The sequence below is a fragment of the Cloacibacterium caeni genome (genome assembly GCF_907163125.1).
GTDB classification, from domain to species: Bacteria; Bacteroidota; Bacteroidia; order Flavobacteriales; family Weeksellaceae; genus Cloacibacterium; species Cloacibacterium caeni_B.
This window is the reverse complement of sequence record NZ_OU015319.1, coordinates 1,211,767-1,235,015: the sequence shown is the minus strand read 5'-3', so window position 1 is coordinate 1,235,015 and position 23,249 is coordinate 1,211,767. Positions and strand designations below refer to the sequence as shown.

23 protein-coding genes, 1 pseudogene and 1 riboswitch are annotated in these 23,249 nt (G+C 31.6%); of the genes and pseudogenes, 12 read left to right on the top strand and 12 right to left on the bottom strand.

Translation table 11 applies throughout. The features are described from left to right. Window positions 1-13 precede the first annotated feature (13 nt). Both KKQ79_RS05705 and KKQ79_RS05700 read left to right on the top strand, forming a co-directional pair. On the top strand, window positions 14-373 hold the full coding sequence (locus KKQ79_RS05705; protein ID WP_069798325.1) for a Sec-independent protein translocase subunit TatA/TatB: 360 nt from the start codon (window positions 14-16) through the stop codon (window positions 371-373). Beyond that, window positions 373-948 carry a phosphatase PAP2 family protein gene (locus KKQ79_RS05700; protein WP_213189310.1) on the top strand — a complete coding sequence of 192 codons (576 nt, stop codon included), beginning with the start codon at window positions 373-375 and terminating at the stop codon, window positions 946-948. Before KKQ79_RS05705 ends, KKQ79_RS05700 begins: the two co-directional genes overlap by 1 nt. Window positions 949-987: 39 nt before the next feature. Here the strand turns inward: KKQ79_RS05700 and rlmH are convergent, their stop codons facing one another. After that, window positions 988-1,461 (bottom strand): 23S rRNA (pseudouridine(1915)-N(3))-methyltransferase RlmH, encoded by a 474-nt coding sequence (gene rlmH, locus KKQ79_RS05695; protein ID WP_213189309.1) that lies wholly within the window; start codon window positions 1,459-1,461, stop codon window positions 988-990. Between the two features lie 93 nt (window positions 1,462-1,554). Between rlmH and KKQ79_RS05690 the strand changes: the two genes are divergently transcribed. After that, a complete protein-coding gene (locus KKQ79_RS05690) occupies window positions 1,555-2,499 on the top strand; it encodes a YihY/virulence factor BrkB family protein (RefSeq protein ID WP_213190689.1) in 945 nt (314 codons plus the stop codon). 61 nt (window positions 2,500-2,560) lie between these two features. Here KKQ79_RS05690 and KKQ79_RS05685 read toward each other — a convergent pair whose 3' ends face one another. The 3 genes from KKQ79_RS05685 to cdd form a co-directional block, all read right to left on the bottom strand. Further along, window positions 2,561-4,462 (bottom strand): TonB-dependent receptor, encoded by a 1,902-nt coding sequence (locus KKQ79_RS05685; RefSeq protein WP_213189308.1) that lies wholly within the window; start codon window positions 4,460-4,462, stop codon window positions 2,561-2,563. Window positions 4,463-4,464: 2 nt separating this feature from the next. Then, window positions 4,465-4,617: a hypothetical protein gene (locus KKQ79_RS05680; protein WP_213189307.1), complete on the bottom strand. Its 153-nt coding sequence runs from the start codon at window positions 4,615-4,617 to the stop codon at window positions 4,465-4,467. After that, a riboswitch (cobalamin riboswitch) is annotated at window positions 4,578-4,784 on the bottom strand. Its footprint overlaps the gene before it by 40 nt. An 81-nt stretch (window positions 4,785-4,865) precedes the next feature. Further along, a complete protein-coding gene (gene cdd / locus KKQ79_RS05675; RefSeq protein WP_213189306.1) occupies window positions 4,866-5,345 on the bottom strand; it encodes a cytidine deaminase in 480 nt (159 codons plus the stop codon). A 108-nt stretch (window positions 5,346-5,453) separates the two neighbouring features. Here cdd and namA point away from each other — a divergent pair, with 108 nt between their 5' ends. Next, window positions 5,454-6,506, top strand: coding sequence for an NADPH dehydrogenase NamA (gene namA, locus KKQ79_RS05670; protein WP_213189305.1), 1,053 nt, complete (start codon window positions 5,454-5,456; stop codon window positions 6,504-6,506). A gap of 42 nt (window positions 6,507-6,548) precedes the next feature. Here the strand turns inward: namA and nhaA are convergent, their stop codons facing one another. From nhaA to KKQ79_RS05655, 3 genes are all read right to left on the bottom strand, one after another. Continuing rightward, window positions 6,549-7,721: a Na+/H+ antiporter NhaA gene (nhaA, locus tag KKQ79_RS05665; RefSeq protein WP_213189304.1), complete on the bottom strand. Its 1,173-nt coding sequence runs from the start codon at window positions 7,719-7,721 to the stop codon at window positions 6,549-6,551. A 2-nt stretch (window positions 7,722-7,723) separates the two neighbouring features. Continuing rightward, the gene (locus KKQ79_RS05660; RefSeq protein WP_213189303.1) at window positions 7,724-9,928 is read right to left on the bottom strand and encodes a RelA/SpoT family protein; all 2,205 of its coding nucleotides are present in this window, start codon (window positions 9,926-9,928) and stop codon (window positions 7,724-7,726) included. Between the two features lie 133 nt (window positions 9,929-10,061). Then, window positions 10,062-10,502, bottom strand: a complete 441-nt coding sequence (locus KKQ79_RS05655; protein WP_213189302.1) for a hypothetical protein — start codon at window positions 10,500-10,502, stop codon at window positions 10,062-10,064. 241 nt (window positions 10,503-10,743) lie between these two features. Here KKQ79_RS05655 and dacB point away from each other — a divergent pair, with 241 nt between their 5' ends. Both dacB and KKQ79_RS05645 read left to right on the top strand, forming a co-directional pair. Further along, complete coding sequence (dacB, locus tag KKQ79_RS05650; RefSeq protein ID WP_213189301.1) at window positions 10,744-12,093, top strand: D-alanyl-D-alanine carboxypeptidase/D-alanyl-D-alanine endopeptidase; 1,350 nt, start codon at window positions 10,744-10,746, stop codon at window positions 12,091-12,093. Between the two features lie 25 nt (window positions 12,094-12,118). Continuing rightward, window positions 12,119-13,270 (top strand): sensor histidine kinase, encoded by a 1,152-nt coding sequence (locus tag KKQ79_RS05645; protein ID WP_213189300.1) that lies wholly within the window; start codon window positions 12,119-12,121, stop codon window positions 13,268-13,270. A gap of 131 nt (window positions 13,271-13,401) precedes the next feature. Here the strand turns inward: KKQ79_RS05645 and KKQ79_RS05640 are convergent, their stop codons facing one another. From KKQ79_RS05640 to KKQ79_RS05620, 5 genes are all read right to left on the bottom strand, one after another. Further along, window positions 13,402-13,953 (bottom strand): hypothetical protein, encoded by a 552-nt coding sequence (locus KKQ79_RS05640; protein WP_213189299.1) that lies wholly within the window; start codon window positions 13,951-13,953, stop codon window positions 13,402-13,404. A 55-nt stretch (window positions 13,954-14,008) separates the two neighbouring features. Then, window positions 14,009-15,616 carry a M1 family metallopeptidase gene (locus tag KKQ79_RS05635; RefSeq protein ID WP_213189298.1) on the bottom strand — a complete coding sequence of 536 codons (1,608 nt, stop codon included), beginning with the start codon at window positions 15,614-15,616 and terminating at the stop codon, window positions 14,009-14,011. 117 nt (window positions 15,617-15,733) lie between these two features. Next, window positions 15,734-16,918, bottom strand: a complete 1,185-nt coding sequence (locus KKQ79_RS05630; RefSeq protein ID WP_213189297.1) for a sigma-54-dependent transcriptional regulator — start codon at window positions 16,916-16,918, stop codon at window positions 15,734-15,736. 40 nt (window positions 16,919-16,958) lie between these two features. Continuing rightward, entirely contained in the window at window positions 16,959-17,726 is a 768-nt protein-coding gene (locus tag KKQ79_RS05625; protein WP_213189296.1) for a hypothetical protein, read from the bottom strand. Between the two features lie 618 nt (window positions 17,727-18,344). Next, the gene (locus KKQ79_RS05620) at window positions 18,345-18,998 is read right to left on the bottom strand and encodes a YggS family pyridoxal phosphate-dependent enzyme (protein ID WP_213189295.1); all 654 of its coding nucleotides are present in this window, start codon (window positions 18,996-18,998) and stop codon (window positions 18,345-18,347) included. An 88-nt stretch (window positions 18,999-19,086) separates the two neighbouring features. Between KKQ79_RS05620 and KKQ79_RS05615 the strand changes: the two genes are divergently transcribed. From KKQ79_RS05615 to arsB, 6 genes and pseudogenes are all read left to right on the top strand, one after another. Next, a complete protein-coding gene (locus KKQ79_RS05615) occupies window positions 19,087-19,416 on the top strand; it encodes an ArsR/SmtB family transcription factor (RefSeq protein WP_213189294.1) in 330 nt (109 codons plus the stop codon). Window positions 19,417-19,596: 180 nt separating this feature from the next. After that, entirely contained in the window at window positions 19,597-20,436 is an 840-nt protein-coding gene (locus KKQ79_RS05610; protein ID WP_213189293.1) for an arsenite methyltransferase, read from the top strand. Window positions 20,437-20,473: 37 nt separating this feature from the next. Then, the gene (locus KKQ79_RS05605) at window positions 20,474-21,094 is read left to right on the top strand and encodes a class I SAM-dependent methyltransferase (protein WP_213189292.1); all 621 of its coding nucleotides are present in this window, start codon (window positions 20,474-20,476) and stop codon (window positions 21,092-21,094) included. A gap of 9 nt (window positions 21,095-21,103) precedes the next feature. Beyond that, window positions 21,104-21,892 (top strand): cation efflux transmembrane domain-containing protein, encoded by a 789-nt coding sequence (locus KKQ79_RS05600; RefSeq protein ID WP_213190688.1) that lies wholly within the window; start codon window positions 21,104-21,106, stop codon window positions 21,890-21,892. A 4-nt stretch (window positions 21,893-21,896) separates the two neighbouring features. Next, window positions 21,897-22,511, top strand: a complete 615-nt coding sequence (locus KKQ79_RS05595) for an arsenate-mycothiol transferase ArsC (RefSeq protein ID WP_213189291.1) — start codon at window positions 21,897-21,899, stop codon at window positions 22,509-22,511. A gap of 19 nt (window positions 22,512-22,530) precedes the next feature. Continuing rightward, a pseudogene (arsB, locus tag KKQ79_RS05590) lies at window positions 22,531-23,247 on the top strand (ACR3 family arsenite efflux transporter); the annotation flags it as partial. Window positions 23,248-23,249 lie beyond the last annotated feature (2 nt).

Here is a 23,249-nt window from a genome sequence, read left to right as displayed (position 1 = left end):
TTAAATTTGCAGAATGGAACTAAGTTTTGGAGAAATGCTGATGATTGCTTTGGTAATCGTCGTTTTATTTGGACCTAATAAAATCCCTGAAATTGCAAGAGGATTAGGACAAGGAGTGCGTAAAATGAAAGATGCGATGGAAGATGTGAAATCGGAAATCATGAAGGAAACAGATAATCCAGTCTCGGAAATAAAGCGCGAAATAGAAAAAGTAAAAAAAGCAGCTCAAGAATACGATCCTACCGAAAAAATTAAACAAGAATTAGATTTAAGAAAACAAATCGAAGGGAAATCTTCTGATGAATTGATTCAAGAATCTAAAGAAGAAATCAATAAATTGAGCGACGAATATCAAGGCCCCGTTTCAAGATAATGGAAGAAATTATTTTAGAAGACAAACAAGCCATGATTTTCCTAAACAATTTAGGAAGTTCTACTTTTGATCCGTTCTGGATTTTGGTTTCAGAAAAATGGTTCTGGATTCCGCTTTATGTTGTTTTTTTATATTTTTTGTATAAAAATTTCAATAAAAAATCATTGTTCTACATATTGCTTTTTGTAGCATTAGGAATTACAGCTTCTGACCAAATCGCTAATATTTTTAAATTTGGATTTGAGCGATTAAGACCTTGTCATGACCCATCGTTAGAAGGTTTGTTGAGAGAAGTAAAATGCGGTGGAAAATTCGGGTTTTATTCTGCGCACTCGTCTAATTCTTTTTTTGTAGCGACTTATCTTACCATACTTTTAGGCAAAAAAATAAAACAATTGCCCTATTTTCTATTTGTTTGGGCAGCTATCGTTGCATACAGTAGAGTCTATCTCGGAATGCATTTTCCTGGAGATATCATAGTAGGTGCCATCATGGGAATTCTTTTGGCTTTATTCTTTGGAACTTTAGCAAAAAAAGTCATCAAAAAGTCAGAAGTTACAACTCAAGACTCATAATTTCTAAATCTTAAATCTAAAATCCCAAATCGTAACTCATCAGTCATTATGATACGGTTTTCCTTGTAGGATTTGGTCTGCTCGGTAAATCTGTTCTACAAAAAATAATCGAATCATTTGATGCGTGAAAGTCATTTTAGAAATGGAGATTTTTTCGTTTGCTCTTTGATACATTTCTTCTGAAAAACCATAAGCTCCACCCACTAAAAAACAGATTTTTTTGATAGAATTATTTTGATAAGAATCTAATTTTTGAGCAAATTCTCTGCTGGTAAATTGTTTTCCTTTTTCATCTAAAAGCACTACCAAATCTGTGTTTTCTATTTGGTTGATAAATAATTTAGCTTCTTCTTTTTTAAGCAAATCAGACGTGAGATTTCTAGCATTTTTAACATCTGGAATTTCTGTAATTTCGAAATTCCAATGTCTGGGAAGTCTTGTAAGATAGTAATTGATGAGATTTTTAATTTCTTTATCGTCAGTTTTGCCTATGCAGAGTAAATTAATTTTCATTCCTTATCTTTGTACAAATATAAAATAACGATTTTGAAACTTCCTACTTTCCTTAGAAAAATTCATCGTTTTTTAGATGGCATACATTTGCCCATGTTAGGCATTTCTCTTTGGGAAATGTTTAATATCTATGTAAGAGGAGTTTTTAAAAACCGATTAATTGCGAAAGCTTCTGCCATTTCGTGGAGTTTCTTTTTAAGTTTATTCCCATTTTTATTGTTTTTGCTTTCCATTTTGCCTTATTTACCGCATTATGACAAGCTTCAGTTTTATATTTTTGAAGTATTGATGCATAATGTTTTTCCTGCGCACATGCATGCAGATGTTACGAATTACATTACCAAAAGTATCGTTCCTAATATGAAGAGCATCAGTAATTTCACGATTATTTTTGCTTTGATTTTTGCAACCAACGGAACTTTTTCTCTCATTGATGGATTTAATGACCACACCGAAGAAAAACGAACCGATGTTTATGAATATATTTTGTCTTTTTTCATCACGATTGGTTTTATTGCGATTATCTTTTTAGCGCTTTTCGGCGTGTATTATTCTGAGGTCGTTCTCAAACTTTTTACGCCACAATACGATATTTCTTGGTTTGTAGATAATTTATCGAAAATCATTGGTTTTGTTTCCTTTCCATTGTTTTATTTCTTGTTGTTGGCATTGTTTTATTGGGTAGGAACAGCCAAAATTACCAGATTCAGACAATCACTTCCTGGAGCGTTTTTCACCACTGTAGTATTTGTGATTACTACGTATTTCTTTGCGGTTTATGTAAGTAAATTTGCCAGATATAATGTTTTATACGGTTCTATTGGTTCGATTATTTTATTAATGGTTTGGGTGAATTTAAATGTGATTTTACTTCTTTTAGGAAATGAATTGAATATTGCTATCAGAAAACTCAGAATTGAGAAAATTTTGGCAGATGAAATGAAACATGAAGTAGAAGAATATCACCACGAAATCGAAAATTTACCAGATGCAAGTTCTGAACATACTGTTAAATTAAATTCTGATAAAAAATCATAAAAAAAACTTCAGCAAATAAATTGCTGAAGCTCGAAACACAAGTGGAATAAAAATTTAATCCTTAAAATTTATATTCAACTCCTAAAGTTATATTTCTAGGTTTTGTAGTAAAACCGATGACATCTGTATAACTGGTATTCAATACGTTTCCTACGTTTAAATAAGTATCTAGAGATTTGGTGATTTTCTGATTGATATTGAGGTTAAACAAATGGAACGCTTCTAATTCTACGTTTTTTGTACTAAAACTACTGGTATCATAGAACGCATCATTTCTTTTTGAGGTATATTGATAAGAAATATTGATTCTGTTGTTTTTAATCGGTAAAATTTCTAAAAAAGCATTAGCTCTTTGTTTCGGTGAACGTAATCTTGTTGCAGGATTGTCTTTTTCAGCGAAAGAGAAATTACCACCTACATTTACTTTTTCATTAAAATGATATTGAATTCCTAATTCTACACCCTTTACTTTATTGCTTTCTACGTTTAAAAATTTCCTATTATCCCAATTATACACGAAAACATCTTTTTCTTTTCTACTGAAAACACTTGCATTCACTACAAATGTTCTGTCTTTCTTTCCAAAACTGAAATCCAATTCATGCGAAGCATTGGTTTCTGGTTTTAAATCAAAATTTGGCAAAACATAGGGCAGTGAACCGTAAGATTGATATAGAGTAGGTGCGATAAATGCAGTGGCATAAGAATAGCCTATTTTTAAGAATTTATCGTCTAAATCTGTTAAAATAAATGGATTTACGCTGTAAACAAAGTGATTGTCATATTTAGAATGATTGTTCAATCGAGCTCCTAAATCCAAATGAAAAATTTGATAGGCTAAATTTGCATTGGCAAAAACATCAAAATTACTGATTTCGGTTTCGCCTAGAGTCAATACATTTTGCATGGAAGTTCCGCCCCAAGGTAAAGATTTATAACCTAAATTCTGAGTTTCATACTGAATTCCCGCTACGAAATTAATATGCTCCGAAAATTGAGTCTGATTGTACAATTCTGCAAAAATATTTTGACCTTGATAGCTGTATTGGTCTTGATAGGTATTATTGTTGAGATTTCTCACGATTCTTTCATTCGCAGAAATTCTAGAATTGAACGTGATATTTCCTTTTTCGTATGAATATTGAGCATTGAGTCCGCTGAATTTTTGCGTGTCATTGCCTTTGTATTTTCCATCATCAAAAGCGCCATTGTCAAAATCATAATAATGATGTTGATAACCAGCGTTTACATTTACATTGAAATTTTGAGTACTGTAACCTACAGTAGCATTTGCATTTTGCTTTTCAAAACCATCTTTATCGAAATTTTCTCCAAGAGCTGCCGAAATTCCGTCTGATTTTTCATTAGAACCAGAGAATTGATAATTCCATTGATTGATTTTCCCTTGAGCGCTCAAATTTTGTCCAAAAGTTCCGAAACTTCCAATTCTTGCTCCAATTCTTCCTTCTAAAGCTTGTTGAGAAGATTTTTTAGTTTTAATATTAATCACAGAAACGGTAGCATTAGAACCATATAAAACCGAAGATGCTCCATTCAGAATTTCTATAGATTCTATATTTTCTGAAGCAAAAAGTCTAAGGTCTGTAGCGGTATAATCATTTCCGGTAACGTCTTTTAACGGAATTCCATCTACTAAAATCAAAACGTTGGCTAGTTTTCCACCTCTAATTTTTAGAGATTTCGGTTCTGGACCATTGTTGAAGTTTCCAGTAATTTGATAACCAGAGACTTGGTTAAGGATTTCTGCAGCGTTTTGTCCTTTGAATTTTTCTAAATCTTTAGAAGTAAGGAGTTGTACATTTTTACCTGTTTTGTGAAGTTGTTGTTTAGCTTTTGCTGCGATGGTAACTTCTGGAATTAGTTTTTCTTCTTTTTCTTGAGCTGACAATTGTGAAATTCCCGTCACAAAGAGCATTCCTGCGAAGATTAAGTTTTTCTTCATTGTTAAATTTTAAAGTTAATGACTGCTATCAATAACTTTCTGGAAAAGAAATAAAGAAAAACCACAGAAGAACTGCGTTTTTTACAGGATTTCTCTACTTTTCCTCCGAAAGTATTGATAATGAATGTTTTTGGCAGGTCTCCTGACTTTCGCATTTTTTGCACCTTCTCATCTTTTCAAATAAGATAATGGCTTTTTTTGCAAAAAATTCCTTCGATTTTCACCGAAGCACGATCTACAGTTGCGGGGACAGTTTCGGATTTTCACCGAATTCCCATTTTAATTCCGACAAACATCGGAAACCAAAAGCATTGCAAATGTACATTTAAACCAGAAATTGTGAAAATTTTTGGTCTATATATTTCAAAAAAAATAGAAAACCCTAAGGTTTTCTATTTAGATTTTATAAAAAAGAAGCATCAAATGAGAACGGAAGTAAATCTTTAATCGAATCACATTTATAAACCGCTCCATCAATTCCAGAAAAATAAATTTCTATCGGCTCATTTTGCTTTGTCTCATATTCTAATAAACTCTGTCTACATGCACCACAAGGTGGAGTAGGAGTAGTAAAAGTCTCTTCTCTAGAAGGTCCACCAATAACGTATAATTTTTTAATTTTTACGTTCGGATAATTGGCACCTATATTAAAAACTGTGACTCTTTCTGCACATAAACCAGAAGGATAAGCTGCGTTTTCTTGGTTGTTACCTGTAACAATTTCTCCGTTTTCCAGAAGAACAGCGCAACCTACATTGAAATGAGAATAGGGAGCATAAGCGTTTTTTCTAGCATTGATAGCTGCTTCATGAAGGGTTTTCTCTATGTCTGAAAGTTCGTTTCTTTCTATTTGAGAAAATTTAATTCTTAATTCTTTTTCCATTTTAAAAAAATAGGAGAGTAAAATTACAAAAATTTTGTGAAACCAAAGAATTAATCGTGATTTTCTGCGTAAAAATGATAAATTTGAGCTCAAATTAATATTGTAAATATGAAACTTTTTACCCCAATTAAGTTTAGAAATTTAGAAATAAAAAACAGAGTAGTCATGGCGCCTATGTGTATGTATTCTGCAGAAAATGGCGTAGTGAATGATTTTCACTTGGTGCATTATGCCACTCGCGCTTTTGGTGGAGTAGGATTAATCATTGCAGAAGCTACTGGTGTAGTTCCAGAAGGTAGAATTACGGATAAATGTGCTGGAATTTGGAATGATGAACAAGCTGAAGCATGGAAAAAAATCGTAGAATTCATCCATCAAAATACAGAAACCAAAATCGGGATTCAATTAGGTCATGCTGGTAGAAAAGCTTCTACTTGGAATGGCAAACAAACTTCTTTAGAAGAAAACGGATGGATTACGGTTGCGCCTTCAGAAATTCCTTATCTAGAAGGTGAAAGAACACCTCATGCTTTAACAAAATCTGAAATTTCAGAATTGGTAAACGCTTTCAAAGAAGCTGCAGTAAGAAGTGTGAAAGCAGGTTTTGATGTGATTGAGATTCATGCTGCACATGGTTATTTAATTTCTCAGTTTTTATCTCCTTTAAGCAATGTAAGAACAGATGAATACGGCGGAAGTTTAGAAAATAGAGCGAGAATTTTACTAGAAATCGTAGAAGCTGTGAATGAAGTTTTAAATAACAATGTTCCTTTGTTTGTGAGGATTTCTGCAACAGAATACGCTGAAAACGGTTGGAATGTAGAAGATTCCGTAGCGCTTTCTAAAATTTTGAAAGAAAAGGGTGTAGATTTAATTGATGTTTCTAGCGGTGGAAATATTTCTGGTGCTAAAATCAATGTTTTTTCGGGTTATCAAGTTCCTTTTTCTCATCAAATAAAGCAAGAAGCAGAAGTGAAAACTGGTGCAGTAGGCTTGATTACCAATGCAATTCAAGCGGAAGAAATTTTGCAAAAAGATGAAGCAGATGTAATTTTGTTAGCAAGAGAACTTCTTAGAAATCCATATTTTGTAGCAAAAAGCTCTTGGGAAAATAATCAAGTAAGTTTCTTCCCTCCACAATACGAAAGGGGTAAGCCTTAAAATAAAAAGGGGTTCTAAATTTTAGAAACCCTTTTTTTATGCTTAAATATTTTCTTTATAATCGGAAACCGAAATTTTCTTTTTAGCTGAAAGTTTCAGTAAAAAGTAACCAGAAAATCCAGAAATTGCAGAAGCTACCAGAATCGCAAATTTAGCTTCGTCTTGTATTTCGGTGTGTCCTTTGTAAGATAGCAACGCGATGAAAATAGACATGGTAAAACCAATTCCTGCCAATAAACCTGCACCAATCATTTGAGACCAATTGCTTTTTTTAGGTAAATCGCTTAGCTTTAATTTGATGGCAATAAAGGAAAAAAGATTGATTCCTATTACTTTTCCTAGAACTAAACCTAGAATAATTCCGTAGCCGAAATTGCTAAATAATCCCTCTATCATTCCGCTTTTAAACTGAATATTAGTATTCGCTAATGCAAAAATCGGCATGATGAAATAATTAACGGGTAAGTGTAATTTTTCTTCTAATTTTTCTAAAGGCGAGATTTCTGTAGTGCTTTCATTTGTAGGAATGGTAAATGCCAATAAAACTCCTGCGATAGTAGCATGAATGCCACTGTGATGCATAAAATGCCATAAAAATAATCCTGGAATGATGTAGAAAATATGTTTTTTAACTTTGAAAAAATTTAAAAGAATTAAAAGGAGTAAAATGGCACCACTCAAAGCTAAATAAGTGAATTCTAATTTCTCTGTATAAAAAATCGCAATCACAACAATTGCTCCCAAATCGTCTACAATAGCTAATGCAGTAAGGAAAATTTTAACAGAAGCTGGAACTCTTTTCCCCAGCATAGAAATAATAGCGAGAGAAAAGGCAATATCTGTTGCCATAGGAATTCCCCAACCATTTTGGTATTCTGTTCCGTAGTTAAAAAATACGAAGATTAATGCAGGAACCAGCATTCCGCCAATTGCTGCAAAAATAGGAAGAGAAGCGTTTTTAAGGCTAGAAAGTTCTCCTTCTATGAGTTCACGTTTAATTTCTAAACCTACCAATAAGAAGAAAATGGCCATTAAACCATCATTAATCCAAAGACTTGTAGAATAAGGTCCAATTGGATAATTTAACAGATTTTCAAAATCATCTCCTAAACTAGAGTTGGCAATCATTAATGAAACGATGACACAGATAATCAATAAATTTCCTGAAGATTGTGCAATTTGGAAAAATTTTCTAAAATAATTGGTAATCAGCATATTTATATTCTTTTTACTTGGGTTACACTCAGTACATTTCTGAGTTGTTTTAGTGTTTCTTCTAGTTGGCTTTTGTTTTTAACTTCTAATGTGATGGTTCCTAAGAAAATACCGTCATTACTTTCGATAGAAATACTTTTCATATCAATATTCATGGCATTACTTATCACTTCAGTAATGTCATTAACCAATCCTTTTCTGTCGATTCCTTCGATTTGTATTCTCACTCTGCTGCTGTAACGTTGTTCATTAACCCATTTTGCAGGCATAACTCTATAATCGTAATTGGCTCTAAGGTTAATCGCATTAGGACAATTGTCATTATGAACTTTAATTCCGTCTGAAATCGTGATAAATCCAAAAATTTTATCACCTGGAATTACGGTACAACATTTGGCGAAGCTGTAATTCAGTTTTTCTTCATCTTTACCGAAAACGATTAAGTCTAAATCTGAGGTTGGACTTTCTTCGTGAGCAGTATTGATGTTGGATGATTTTCTAAATCTCTGGAAGAAGTTTTTTAGCGCACTTTTAGAATCGGCATATTTTTTTAAATCTGTGGTATCATAAGTGCCATCGTAGAATTTTAAAAATAAATCTTGAGAAGTTTTATGATTAAAAAATTTCTGAATATTATTCACTTCTTCCTCGGAAAAGTTAAGTTTTGCGTGTCTTAATTTTCTTTGGAAAATTTCTTTTCCTTCTGCAACTTGGCCATTTTTTTCGGAATTAAGCGCGGCTTTGATTCTGGATTTTGCTTTAGACGTGATAACAATATCTAGCCAATCTTGCTTTGGTTTTTGATTTTGAGAAGAAAGAATGTCTATTTGGTCGCCGTTTTGTAAAACGTAAGAAATAGGAACGAGTTTTCCATTGATTTTTGCACCTAAACATTTCATTCCCAAATCGGTGTGAACTGAAAAAGCAAAATCCAGAGCAGTAGAACCCACTGGTAAAATTTTAATTTCTCCTTTTGGTGTGAAAACAAAAACTTCTTTGGAATAAAGATTAAGTTTAATATTATCCAAAAGTTCTGTGGTGGAAAGGTTTTGTTGTTGTTCTATGACTTCTCTAATCTGAGAAACCCACTTTTCGAAGTTTCTATCGTCGCTGTTTTGTTTGAAGCCTTCTTTGTATTTATAATGCGCTGCAACACCTTTTTCAGCGATTTCGTCCATTCTTTCGGAGCGAATTTGAACTTCAATCCATTTTTTATCAGGACCTAAAACGGTCAAATGTAAACTTTCGTAACCTGTAGAACGAGGATTGGTAATCCAGTCGCGCATTCTTTGCGGATTGCTGTGGTATAAATCGGTAACGATGGAATAGATTTTCCAAGCGATGAATTTTTCGTTTTTAGCGTCTGATTTATAAATAATTCTAATCGCGTAATTGTCAAAAACCTCTTCAAAAGGTACGTTTTGCTTCAGCATTTTTCTATAAATAGAATTGATGGCTTTTGCTCGTCCTTTGATGGTAAAATTGAGATGCTCTTCTTTGAGTTGTTCCGAAACTTCTTTTTTGAACTCTTCTACATATTTCTCGCGATTATCTTTGGCAAGTTCTAATTTATTAGCAATGTCATAATAAACATCTGGATTGTTATATTTTAAAGATAAATCTTCAAGTTCTGATTTTATGTTATAAAGTCCTAATCTATGAGCTAGAGGAGCGTAAATGTAAACCGTTTCTGAGGCGATTTTCTTTTGTTTGTCATCTCTCATGCTTTCAAGAGTTCTCATATTGTGCAATCTGTCTGCAATTTTGATGAGAATCACGCGGAAATCTTCGGAAAGAGTTAAAAGTAATTTTCTGTAATTTTCAGACTGAACCGAGATGTTTTGATGGTTCATCACCGAAATTTTAGTCAATCCGTTAACAATATCTGCTATTTTTTGACCAAAAATTTTCTTGATGTCTTCATAAGTATATTCAGAATCTTCAATCACGTCATGAAGTAATGCACAAGCGATAGAAGTGGCTCCTAAACCTATTTCATTGGCAACAATTTTTGCCACTTCGATAGGGTGATAGATGTAAGGTTCGCCCGTTTTTCTTCTTTGGTCTTTGTGAGCGTCTAAAGCAATATCAAATGCTTTCCTGATGAGTTTATTCTGTTCTTCATCAAGAGTTCTGTATGTATTAGAGATTAAATCTTTATAGCGATACTGAATTTCTTTATTTTCTTTTTCTAAATCATAAACCATCTTTGAACCTCTTTAATTATCACGAAAATACAAAAAAAAAGCTTTAAAAAAAAAGCTTTACTGTAATTCCTAAAAAGAAAACCCGAAAATAAATTTCGGGCTTCGTATGAAAAAATTAATTTGATATGAAGAATTATGTGTTTGAACTTACTTCAGAATTTATTCCTGTGCTCATCTCTGAGCTAGAAGTTTTAATTTCTGGCATTGCGTAAATAAGCGCTTTTGCTTTTAGGGCAACTACTTTTTTAATGTAATCTAAATCTACTGCTTCTGCAAAATCTACTTCGGGTAATTCATAAGTATTGACTACTTTGTTTTCTCTGAAAGCGTCTTTTGCTAATTGTAATTCAGTATCATTATTAATCGCCACACTAGTAATCAAAGAATCTACAGCAGTAGCTTCTTGGTCTATGTCATTAGTAAAAAGTTTGCTCCAAAAAGATTTTTCTACTGGCTTACTTTGGGTAAGGTAAACAATGTAATCAGAGTCTTTGAAACCTTTTTTTTCTAAACTTTCAGAAACTGCTTTTGATTGGTCTTGGCTTCCGAAGAGCCCTACAAATGTGTATGACATAATTTTAAAAATTTTAGTCGGTTAATTATGATGCAAATATATACTAAATAAATGATAATAAAATGTTAAAAAATAAAATTTTAATATAAAATTGATAAAAATCATCGTTTATTTTGTTAATTAAATAATTGTTTAATAAATTGACATTGCTAATAAATCATTTATTTCTTTGTTTTTTTAATTATTTAGGAAGAAGTAATCCATTTTATTTTCTTTATATTTGAAAAAACAATTATTCTTTATGAAGAAATTTTTTGCTTTTATAACGGTTTTTTGCTTGCAAATATTTTATTCACAGTCGGTTACACAGAATTTAGATAAAGCGGTTCAGTCACTTTTGGCGTCTTCTCCTATGTATTCTGGGAATCTTTCTTTTTATGTAGCAGATGAAAGCGGAAACTTTGTTTATGAATATCAAGGAAACAAAGGATTGTCTACCGCTTCTACCATGAAAATTTTTACTGCAGCAGCGGCTTTGGAAACTTTAGGAAAGAATTATCAATATAAAACTCAAATCGCTTTAGATAAAAATCTGTATATTTTTTCAAATGGAGATCCTACTTTGGGAAGTTGGCGTTATGATGGTTATAAACCAGAACATTTTATTTCAAAAATCATAGAAACACTCAAGTCCAGAAATATCAAAGAAATTCCTGGCGATTTAGTGATAGATGACACGTACTTTGATTTTCAAAAAATTCCTGGAGGTTGGCCTTATAATGACATTGGGAATTATTACGGAGCTGGAGTTTGGGGTTTAAATTGGCGAGAAAACCAATTTGACATCAATACTTTTGGTAAAGATTTTAAAAATATCAATATCAATTTAGAAGGTGTACATTTTGTGAATGATGCAAGAACGGAAGGAACTTCGGACAGAAGTATTATTTTTACTACTCCATATAATAATGTGGCGCATATTACAGGAACGCTTCCTGCAAAAAATATAACGATTTCTGGAGCGTCACCTAATCCGCCAAAACAATTGGCGCTAGAAATTGTGGCAGAATTAAAGAAACAAAACATCGCTTTTAACGGAAAAATGATCATCAATTCTGAAAGATTAATTGAAGGGCAAAATCCTTTAGCATTTCCTAAAAATAAAGTGATTTTAGAATATTTGTCGCCTACTTTAGATAAAATGGTCTTTTGGTTTCTGAAAAAAAGCATCAATTTCTACGGTGAAACTTTCGTGAAAACAATGGCTAAAGAAAAAACAGGAAATTCATCTTTTGAAATTGGAATGAAATACCTTAAAAATTTCTGGAAACAGCGTGGAATAGATGAAAGAATGATTAATTTTGTAGATGGAAGTGGATTGTCTCCGCAAAATTATGCTTCTACAAGAGCTGAAGTTTTAGCTTTGATTTGGGCGAAAAAACAACCTTGGTTTGCTGAATATTTTGAAGGATTTCCAGTGCAAGGAAATGGCATGAAAATGAAAAGCGGTAGCATAAAAGATTGCAGAGCTTTTGCAGGTTATCATACTTCTCAATCTGGTCAAAAATATGTTTTTGCGATTATTATGAATAATTATCAGGCTAATGATATGAGTGATGCGCTGTACAAAGTTTTGAATCATTTGAAATAATTCTAAAAAATTAAATTATAAATTCTTGAGAAACAACTTTATTTCTAAGATAAACAACTGGTTTGTGTTTGTGCTATTAACCATAATAGTTGCAGGATTGGCTGTTTCTTCTAATTTTTTAATCAATCATCTTAGAAAAAAAGAAACCGACAGAATAAAATCGCTTGCAACGGCTGTAAAATATCTTCAAGACAATAACGTAGATTCTCGATTGAATGACTTATCACTCAATGTTATCGACGAAAATAAGGACATTCCCATTATTATCACTGATAAAAACAGGAATCTGATTGAAAGTAAAAATATCGATGAAGAAATCTTAAACAATCCCGAAAAACTGAAACAAAAAATAGCTGAAATGGATGATAAATATCCTCCATTTGAAATTCAGTTGCCCAATTTTAATAACCAATTTGTGTTTTATGATAACTCAGATTTACTCAATTATTTGCGTTATTATCCTTATGCATTAGGTTTGTTCATCGGTTTGTATCTTCTGTTTTCTTTTTGGTTTTTGCGCACCATCAAAAAATCAGATGAATCCATGTTGTGGGCTGGTTTGGCTAAAGAAACTGCACACCAAATCGGAACTCCGCTTTCTTCTATGATTGGTTGGGTAGAAGTAATGAAACTCGATGCCAATAGAAATGATGATGGTTTACTTGAAATCAATAAAGATATCAATCGTTTAAAAACCATTTCTGAACGTTTTTCGAAAATTGGTTCGGTTCCAGAACTTAATGATTTGAATTTAAAGGAAACATTTCAACAAAACTTTGATTATCTGAAATCTAGAATTTCCAGAAAAGTAAATTTTGAACTCAAAGTTCCCGCAAGAGAAATATTGATTCCTCACAATAGAATTTTGATGAGTTGGGTGATCGAAAACCTTGTGAAAAATGCGGTAGATGCCATGAAAGGAGAGGGAAAATTGGAAATTTCTCTTTATTCTAAAAATAATTACGTGTTGATAGACGTAAAAGATTCTGGCTCTGGAATGACCAATACTCAAATGCGAAGTGCTTTCAAACCGGGTTATTCTACCAAAAAAAGAGGTTGGGGGCTTGGTTTGTCTTTAGCAAAACGAGTCATCAACGAATATCACAATGGCGACATCAAAATCGCTGAATCTGAGGTAGGAAAGGGAACTACTTTTAGAATTGTGCTGAAAGCGTAGAATTTTTGTTTCGCGTTTCGGGTTTCGCGTTCCGAGTTTATTGTACTAATTTATAATTCCGTAGGAATTGAAGGTTTGTAGAAAATTTGCAAAAAGGAAATAAGTTCGGCTCCGTTAGGAGCCGAAAGTTTTTATAAATCTTTTTCTATTTTTTTCAAAATATTTAAAAGTTCTTTAAATTCTGTTTTATCCAGTAATATTGGATTTTGAGAGGAAGAATTTGGTAATTTAATATAATAAGTCCAAGAATTAGAAATTTCGTTAAATGAGCTCCCAACTTCTAAATAATTTTTAGTCAAATATTTGTATTTACTTTCAGTACTAGGCTTACTTGATGTTTTTTGTTCCAATATTTGAAGGTTATTAATAAATAAATTTACTTCTTCTTTATCAAAAGTGATGGTTCTTTTAGAAATAGAATCAAAAGTTTCAAAAAAAGTCATAATACCTAAAACAGAAAAACTTGAATTGTCTTTGGAGTCTTTTAAAATAATTTTTTGAAAATTCAAATTCTTGATTTTTCCGATATCAAAAATTTGTTTCTCTAAAAGTGTTTCTTTTCTGTTGTTAAATTTATAATACCCAGAATTAAATTCTGTATTTCTATTGAATGTTAATGGTGACTCTTGAGCAAATGTAGAAACAGAAATCATTGACAAAGCAATAAGAATTGAATATTTCATGTTTATAGTTTTAAATATATTTTAAATAGTATAACTTAAATTTCTGAATGTTATTTTAAATCTTCACAAAATTCACATAGTAATTATCATTAAACTTTACGTCTTTTTTGTCTTTCAGTTTAATAGTTTGCCAATCTTTGGTTGGAGTTAGAGTTGTATTCTCTATTCTAATAGGCAAGTTGAAACCTTCCACCGTATTCGTCCATCTGTATTTTAACGTTTTTCCGTTTTGAGAAAATTCTAAAGTTGGAATTTGAGTAGTTCTTAAATATTGGTCAAAAACAGTGGAGAAATTTATTCCAGATTTTTCAGAAATATAATTTTCGATTTGCTGAGTAGTTACTGTTTGATGATAAAAATCTGTACCGATTCCTCTTAAAATTTGTCTGAATTTTTCATCGTGGTTTATGGCGGTTCTTATCGTGTGAAGCATGTTTGCACCTTTGTAATACATGTCACCACTTCCTTCGTTTCTTACACCGTATTTCCCGATAATAGGTTTGTCGTTTTCTATGTTTTGACGGATTCCTTTAATGTACAATTCTGCTTTTTCTTTGTTCAAATAATTTTGAGTAAAAAGCGTTTCTGAGTAACAAGTAAAACCTTCATGAATCCACATGTCAGCTTGATCTTTTGCAGTAATGTTGTTCGCAAACCATTCGTGACCAGATTCATGAATAATGATGAAATCCCAATTTAATCCAACTCCAGTTCCAGATAAATCTCTACCAAGATAACCATTCAAATAATGATTTCCGTAGGCTACATTAGACTGATGTTCCATTCCTAAATAAGGCGTTTCTACCAATTTATAACCGTCTTCGTAGAAAGGATAAGCTCCAAACCAATATTCAAACGCTTGAAGCATTGGTTTTACTTGCGTAAATTGTTTTTTGGCTTTATCTAGATTGTAAGAAAGTACATAATAATCGCAATCTAATTTACCTTTTTCTCCATCATAAATTTCAGAAAAATGTTCAAATTTCCCAATGGTAGGAACAATGCTGTATAGATTGATAGGGTTTTTAACTTCCCAAGTAAAAACATTTTTGCCTTTTTCTACTGTTTGAGAGATTAATTTACCGTTTCCAACTCCTGTTAAATTTTTTGGCGTAATGATTTTCATTTCTATGCCTTCATCTGGCTCATCATTCCAAATATCTTTTGAGGGTAACCAAAGGCTGGTTCCGTCTCCTTCTTGAGCCACGGAAATCCACGGATTTCCTTTTTCATCTTTGGTGAAAACCCAACCTCCATCCCAAGGTGCTTTTTTGGCAATTCTAGGATTCCCGAAATATTCTAAAATCATGTAAAAACGTTCTCCTTTTTTGAAACTTTGTTGAGTTTCTATAAAAATGAAATCGTCTTCGGTTTTTACTTGGGTATAATTAAAATTTCCCATGAAATTTTTAGAATTCATAGGCTTTTGAAGGTCTAATTGAAATGTAGGATTTTCTACATCTTTGGTGATTTCAAAGAAAATGGTGTTTTTTCCGCTGACTGATTGATCCTGAATATTAGGTTCTACAGTGAGCTCGTATTTTTTGACGTCCCAAAAATTTCTAAACGCCGTATCAGAACCTTTTAAAGTATCTTTTTTGGTAAAAGTTTGTGCAAAGGTGATTTGACTAAAAACTAAAAGAAATAAACCGATTTTTTTCATGAATAAAATATTTTCAGTGTTTAAAAATAACAAAAACCACGCAAAATCACGTGGTTTAGTGTATAAATTTATTAAATTTTTCTAGTATCTAAAATCTAAAATATTGCATCTAACATACTATTTTCTTACGAAAGCTGCTACATCTTCTGCTGTTACAGGATTCCCGCCCAAAATGATTAAACGCTCTACTACGTTTCTCAGCTCACGAATGTTTCCTGTCCAAGAGAAATTTTGAAGTGCTTTTATCGCTTTGTCGTCAAATTTTCTAACTGCATTTCCTTGTTCATCTGCAATGATTTGAGCAAAATGTTCTACCAAAAGCGGAATGTCCTCCTTTCTAGCATCTAATGGTGGTACATAAATTTCAATCACAGAAAGTCTGTGATACAAATCTTCTCTAAATTTTCCGTCTTCTATTTCTTTTTGTAGATTTTTATTGGTTGCAGCAACCACTCTTACATCTACTTTTATTTCTTTGTCACTTCCTACAGGTGAAACTCTGCTTTCTTGAAGCGCACGAAGAACTTTAGCTTGTGCTACCAAACTCATGTCGCCAATTTCGTCTAAGAAAATTGTTCCTCCGTTTGCTAATTCAAATTTACCTTGTTTGTCTTTTATAGCGCCTGTAAATGAACCTTTTACGTGACCGAAAAGTTCAGATTCTATTAATTCTGATGGAATTGCCGCACAGTTTACCTCAATCATTGGTCCTCTACTTCTTTCGCTTTGTGCATGAATAGAATGGGCTACCAATTCTTTACCAGCACCATTTGGCCCCGTAATCAAAACTCTAGCATCTGTAGCAGCTACTTTTTCAATCATATTTTGAATTTTAGAAAGCGCTTCAGAAGTACCAATCATTTGGTATTTTTTGTTGACTTTTTTCTTGAGTTGAGTATTTTCTTTTTGAAGAACTTTAGTCGTTTGAACCAAATTTTTACGGTCAAGAGCATTTCTTACGCTGGTAATCAATCTATTAATATCAATAGGTTTTGAAATAAAATCATAAGCGCCATCTTTAAGAGAATTTACAGCAGTATCAATGTCAGCATGACCAGAAATCATGACAAAAGTAGTGTCTGGTTTTAATTGAAGTGCTTGTTTCAAAAGTTCTGTACCAGAAAGTTTTGGCATTTTTATATCTGAAATAACCAATGCAAAATCATCTTTTTCGATGAGTTTGTAGGCTTCTAAACCATCTTCTGCAACCAAAACTTCGTAATTGGTTAATTCATCTGATAAAATACTGTGCAGTACACCAGAAATTGCTTTTTCGTCTTCTACGATTAATACTTTTTGCATAAGGCAAATTTATTTATTTTTATGGAGAACCTGTGTGAAATTATTTAATATCACTGCTAAAAATAATGCTTTTTTTATTTTTAACAGTGTCTTTTAACAATAAATTAATTTCTGGATTTTTTGAAATAATTATATTTCCATCAATAAATGGTTTTTGTTGATTACCATGTTCGTAATAAAAAGTTTTATTGATAATAGGGATTTTATATTCTTTACGCGATTTTTCTACTTTTTTAATATTGTCAAAATAGTACTTTTTGTCTTTTAAATTTACGATTTGATTTTCAACTTCTGCTTTTCTTTTAAGAAAATTTTGTGGAGTTTTTATCAAGTAAGCAGCATTAAATAGAAGTGAAAATACAGCTAAATAAAATATGATTTTTTTATTATAATCAGATTGAAAATATAGAATTATAGCACTAAGAAATAAAGGGAAACTGCTTTCGGAAAGCATTCTGGTATTGAGTTCTTCTATGCCTTGAAAAAATTTTGATATGATTACTAAAACCAAATAAGTTGCCGAAGAAATCAATAAAAATGTAATTGTAAAATCTGACTTCCAAGCTTTATTTTTTTTGAAGAGATGGTAAATTAGATAAATAAAAATAAGATTAATAAAGAAAAGAAAAAACTCTATAATAATAGTGATGGGAGTAAAATGAGCAGGTTTTATTCCAAGAATTGGGTTTGCTAAGTTCATCACTCCAAGAAAATTTCTAATGATATCAAGACCAATACTGGATTTATCCACCGAAAATCTTTCATTTTCGCCCATAATTCCTCCGAAATTCAGAAAATTGTAGAGCATGTAAGACGCAATGAAGAAACCACTTAAAATTATAACAAAGAAAAAATCTTTTTTATAATTCTTAAACGTTGGTTTTCTATAATTTATTAAGAAAAATATAAGTATTGCTGCGTAAATAAAAATCCCAGAATATCTGGTTAAAAATAATGCAAGAAATAACAAACTAGTTGGCAATATAAAAGACCATCCTTTTTTATTCTTGGAAAAAAATTCATGAAAATAAAAGATTAGAAAATAAAAAATCCCTAAAAATAAACCTTCAGATATGAGATTGTATATGCAAAAAACAAAAATTTTGGTACATAGTAAAATAACGGTTTCTTTGAAATAAAATTTCTTATAAAAAGAAAATACTCCAATAAGTAAGACCGTTAAAATGCTTATTATTCTTGCAGAAAAGTAATAATCATCTGTAAATGAATGAAATAATCTAATAATTAAAGGATAGCCTAGTGGAAAAAGATTAGATTTTACATCAGGAATACTATCTGCAATTTTTATATAACTCAGCGTATCTGCAACTATTCCTCCATAAGAAATAAAAAAAGGAATAAAAATTGCGAAAAATAAAATGGCAAAGTAGAGGTAAGTATATTTTTTCTCAGTCATCCTTAAATTTTAATAATTTCTCACTCCAAATATAGCAGAACCTATTCTTACAGAAGTAGAGCCACATTCTATTGCAAGTGCAAAATCGTCACTCATTCCCATAGAAAGTGTTTCTAGTTTTCTGAAGGTAGAAAGTTCATCGAATAGAGATTTTAGAACTAAAAACTCTGATTTTACTTGATTTTTGTTGTCTGTAAAAGTTGCCATTCCCATCAAACCTAAAATCTCAATATTTGGGTATTTGTGTTCTAAATAATTGCTGAAAATTTCTTTCGCTTCAGCGATTTCAAGACCATATTTGGTTTCTTCTTCGGCAATTTTTACTTGAAGTAAAACTTTAATTATTCTATTTTTTTTTGCTGCTTCTTTGTTGATTTCTAATAATAATTTTTCAGAATCTACACTTTGAATGGTATCTATAAAAGGAGAAATATATTTTACTTTATTGGTTTGTAAATGACCAATTAAATGCCATTGAATATCAGCTGGAAGTTCGTTTACTTTGGTTAAAAGCTCTTGTACTTTATTTTCTCCGAAAACTTTTTGTCCGCAATCATAAACTTCTTTAATTTTTTCAATATGATGAAATTTAGAAACGGCTACTAATTCTACGTTTTCTGAAATTTGGGCTTTTATTTTATGGTAATTTTCTTGAATAGACATGATTTTGAATTTCTTTTTCAAATTTATGAAGAAAATTTTGGTTTAGAAAATTATATATCGTAATATTGCAATATGAAAATATAAAATTATGGGAATTTCTAAAACTGAATATTTTACAGAAGAACAAAATGAAGTGGCAAAATTAATGAAGGCGCTTTCTCATCCTGCTAGAATTGCGATTGTAGAATATTTACTTTCTGTAGATTCATGTATTTGTAATGATATTGTTGAGGAAGTGAAACTAGCACAACCAACTGTTTCTCAGCACCTTAAAGAACTGAAAAGCGCAGGAATTATACAAGGAGAAATTGATGGAAAAGCGATTTGCTATTGCATTAATCCAGATACATTGAAAAAAATGGAGCATTTTATTTCTGAAATTTTTAGAAAAATAGAAAAGCAGAAATCTTGCTGCTAAAGTTCTTTCAAAAACGAAAACGTAACTAGCCCTGATTGAGCGGTTTGTTTGAGCTCTTTTTATTTTTTCATTGTGAGCGGAGTCGAAGAATCTAAAAATAAAAAAGCGAGTAGCGAAAGCAGGAAATAGCTTCAAAAAAAATATCTAAAATTTATCATTTAAAATTTAAAATTTAAAAAAATGAATTCTAACGAAGAAATCAAAGAAATGGTGAAGCAAAAATATGCAGAAATTGCTTTGCAAAACCAAGATACTAACGCTTCATCTTGCTGTGGAAGTGGCGGTTGTAGTACAGAAGTGTACAATATTATGACGGATGATTATGACCATTTAGAAGGTTATAATCCTGATGCAGACCTTAAATTAGGTTGCGGTTTGCCAACAGAATTTGCCAAAATTAAAAAAGGAGATTACGTAGTAGATTTAGGAAGTGGAGCAGGAAACGATTGTTTCGTAGCGCGAGCAGAAACTGGCGAATCTGGAAAAGTGGTGGGAATAGATTTCACTCCTGAAATGATAGAAAAAGCGAGAAATAATGCAGATAAATTAGGTTTCAATAATGTGGAATTCAGATTGGGAGACATTGAGAATATTCCTTTGATGAGCAATGTTGCCGATGTTGTGGTAAGCAATTGCGTGATGAATTTGGTTCCTAACAAACCAAAAGCTTTTGCAGAAGTTCAAAGAATTTTGAAACCAACTGGTCATTTTTCGATTTCTGATATTGTTTTGGAGGGAGATTTACCAGAAAAAATTAAAAATGCGGCCGAAATGTATGCTGGTTGTGTAGCTTCGGCGATTCAAATGGAAGATTATTTGAAAATTATCGAAAATTCTGGTTTCAAAAACATTAGTTTACAGAAGAAAAAACCGATTATCGTTCCTGATGATATTCTGAAAAATTATCTGAACGAAGAAGAAATTCAGCAATATAAAGATTCTACCACTAGGATTTACAGCATCACTGTTTACGCAGAAAAAGTAGTGGGTTATTGTACTCCAAATTCGGGTTGTTGTTAAATTATTTTAATCCTTCAAGGATTGTTTACTTTAAACTATGGAAATAAATAAAAAGCAACATTGGGAAAATGTTTTCGGCACAAAAAAAGAAACAGAAGTAAGTTGGTATCAAGAGAAACCTGAAACTTCTCTACAATTTTTTGAAAGAAATAAAATACCAAAAACTTCCAAAATTTTAGAAATTGGTGGAGGAGATAGTTATTTGATGGACAATCTTTTAGAGCAAGGCTTTGAAAGTCTTACTTTTCTAGATATTTCAGAAAATGCAATAGAAAGAATCAAGAAAAGACTAGGCGAAAAATCAGAAAAAGTACGTTTTATAGTGTCTGATATTTTAGATTTTTCTTCAATAGAAAAGTTTGACGTGATACATGATAGAGCGAGTTTTCATTTTTTGACCAAAGAAGAAGATATTCAAAAATATGCTACTTTGTTGAGCGATATTTTAGGAGAAAACGGACTGTTTTTTGTGGGAACCTTTTCAGAATCAGGACCTCTAAAATGTAGCGGTTTAGAAATTACGCAATACAGCAAAGAGAAGTTCTTGAAAATTTTCGGAACTCATTTTTCGCTGCTCCATAGTTTTGAAGAAGTACATAAAACACCTTTTGAAACTACTCAAAACTTTATTTTCTGCGAATTCCAAAAGAAAATGTAATTTTATATGATGAAAAAATCCAAATTCAAAATCCATAAAATGGATTGCCCTTCAGAAGAGCAAATCATCAGAATGAAGCTTCAGAATTTCACATCGATTGAAGCTTTGGATTTTGATATTCCCAATCGGGAATTATTGGTTTTTCATCATGAAAATGAAGAGGAAATTTTCAAACAATTAGAAACACTAAATTTTGATACACAGCATATTTCTACAGAATTTACGCAAGAAAAACTCCAAGAACACAAAAATCAAACACAATTGCTTTGGAGTGTTTTAGGAATCAATTTTTTCTTTTTTTTGCTAGAAATTTTCTATGGTTTTTGGTCTAATTCTATGGGATTAGTTGCCGATAGTCTAGATATGTTGGCAGATAGTTTTGTGTATTTATTGGCTTTATTTGCAGTTGGAAAAGCCATTGAAAGAAAGAAAAATGTTGCCAAAATCAGCGGATATTTTCAGTTGATTTTGGCAATTTTAGGTTTAACAGAAGTTTTGCGAAGATTTTTTGTAAAAACAGAAGTTCCAGAATTTCAAATGATGATGCTTATTTCGTTTTTTGCATTATTAGGAAACGCAGCTTGTCTTTATCTTTTGCAAAAAAGTAAAAGCAAAGAAGCTCATATTCAGGCGAGTGTAATCTTTACCAATAATGATGTGATGATCAATCTAGGAGTGATAATTGCTGGGGTTTTAGTCTATTTTACACATAGCAAAATGCCAGATTTAGCCATTGGAACTCTTATTTTTATCTTGGTGACAAGAGGCGCTTTTTCGATTTTAAAACTATCAAAATAATCACATGAACATAAAAATTAGAGAAATAATTGCTCAACTTTCCACAGAAAGAATTTCTGAGGAACGAAAAAGAATACTTCAACCTTTAATTCAGTTTATATCTTCTAAATTATCTAAAAATGAAGAAGTTAGATTAAATTTTATTTGTACTCATAATTCCAGAAGGAGCCATCTTTCACAGATTTGGGCACAAACAATGGCGAATTATTATCAAATTGAAAATGTTTTTTGCTATTCTGGTGGAACAGAAGCAACAGCCATGTTTCCAAAAATTTCTGAAACGCTTACAAATCAAGGTTTTGAAATTTTAAAATTATCAGAAACTGAAAATCCTGTTTATGCGGTAAAATTTGCAGAAAATGAACATGCGGTGGTTTGTTTTTCTAAAAAATATAATGATGATTTTAACCCGAAATCAGCATTTGCCGCCATTCTCACGTGTGATTCTGCAGACGAAAATTGCCCGATTGTTTACGGTGCAGAAGCTAGAATTCCAATAAAATACGAAGATCCTAAAAAATCTGATGGAACAGCTGAAATGAACGAAACGTATTTCAACAGAAGTTTAGAAATTGCTACAGAAATGAAATTTGTTTTTGAAAATTTAAGAAAATCATAAATCAAATTCAAAAATTAACATGAAACCCAAACTAAAATTTCTCGACAGATATTTAACATTATGGATTTTCTTGGCAATGATTTTTGGAGTTTTGCTCGGAAAATTTATTCCAGCAATTCCAGAAACCATCAATCAATTTTCTAGTGGAACGACTAATATTCCATTAGCGATTGGTTTGATTCTCATGATGTTTCCGCCGTTAGCTAAAGTAGATTATAGTCTTTTGCCTATGGCTTTTAAAGACCGTAAAACAATGGGAGTTTCATTAATTCTCAATTGGATTATTGGTCCGATTTTGATGTTCGTTTTGGCGATTATTTTCCTAAAAGACGAACCCAATTATATGGTTGGACTGATTTTGATTGGTTTGGCAAGATGTATTGCAATGGTGATTGTGTGGAATGATTTGGCTTCTGGAAATCGTGAATATGCCGCAATGTTGGTGGCTCTAAATAGTATTTTTCAAGTGTTTACGTACAGTTTTTACGCTTGGTTATTTATAAATTTTTTACCGCAATATTTAGGTTTTGGAAATTTTGAAATCTCAGTTCCCATGAAAGATGTAGCAATAAGTGTTGCCATTTATTTGGGAATTCCTTTTGTTGCAGGTTTTTTGACAAGATATTTCTTGATTCAGCAAAAAGGAAAAGAGTGGTACAATAGAGTTTTCGTTCCGAAAATTTCACCCATTACTTTGTATGCATTGTTGTTTACAATAGTAGTGATGTTCAGTTTAAC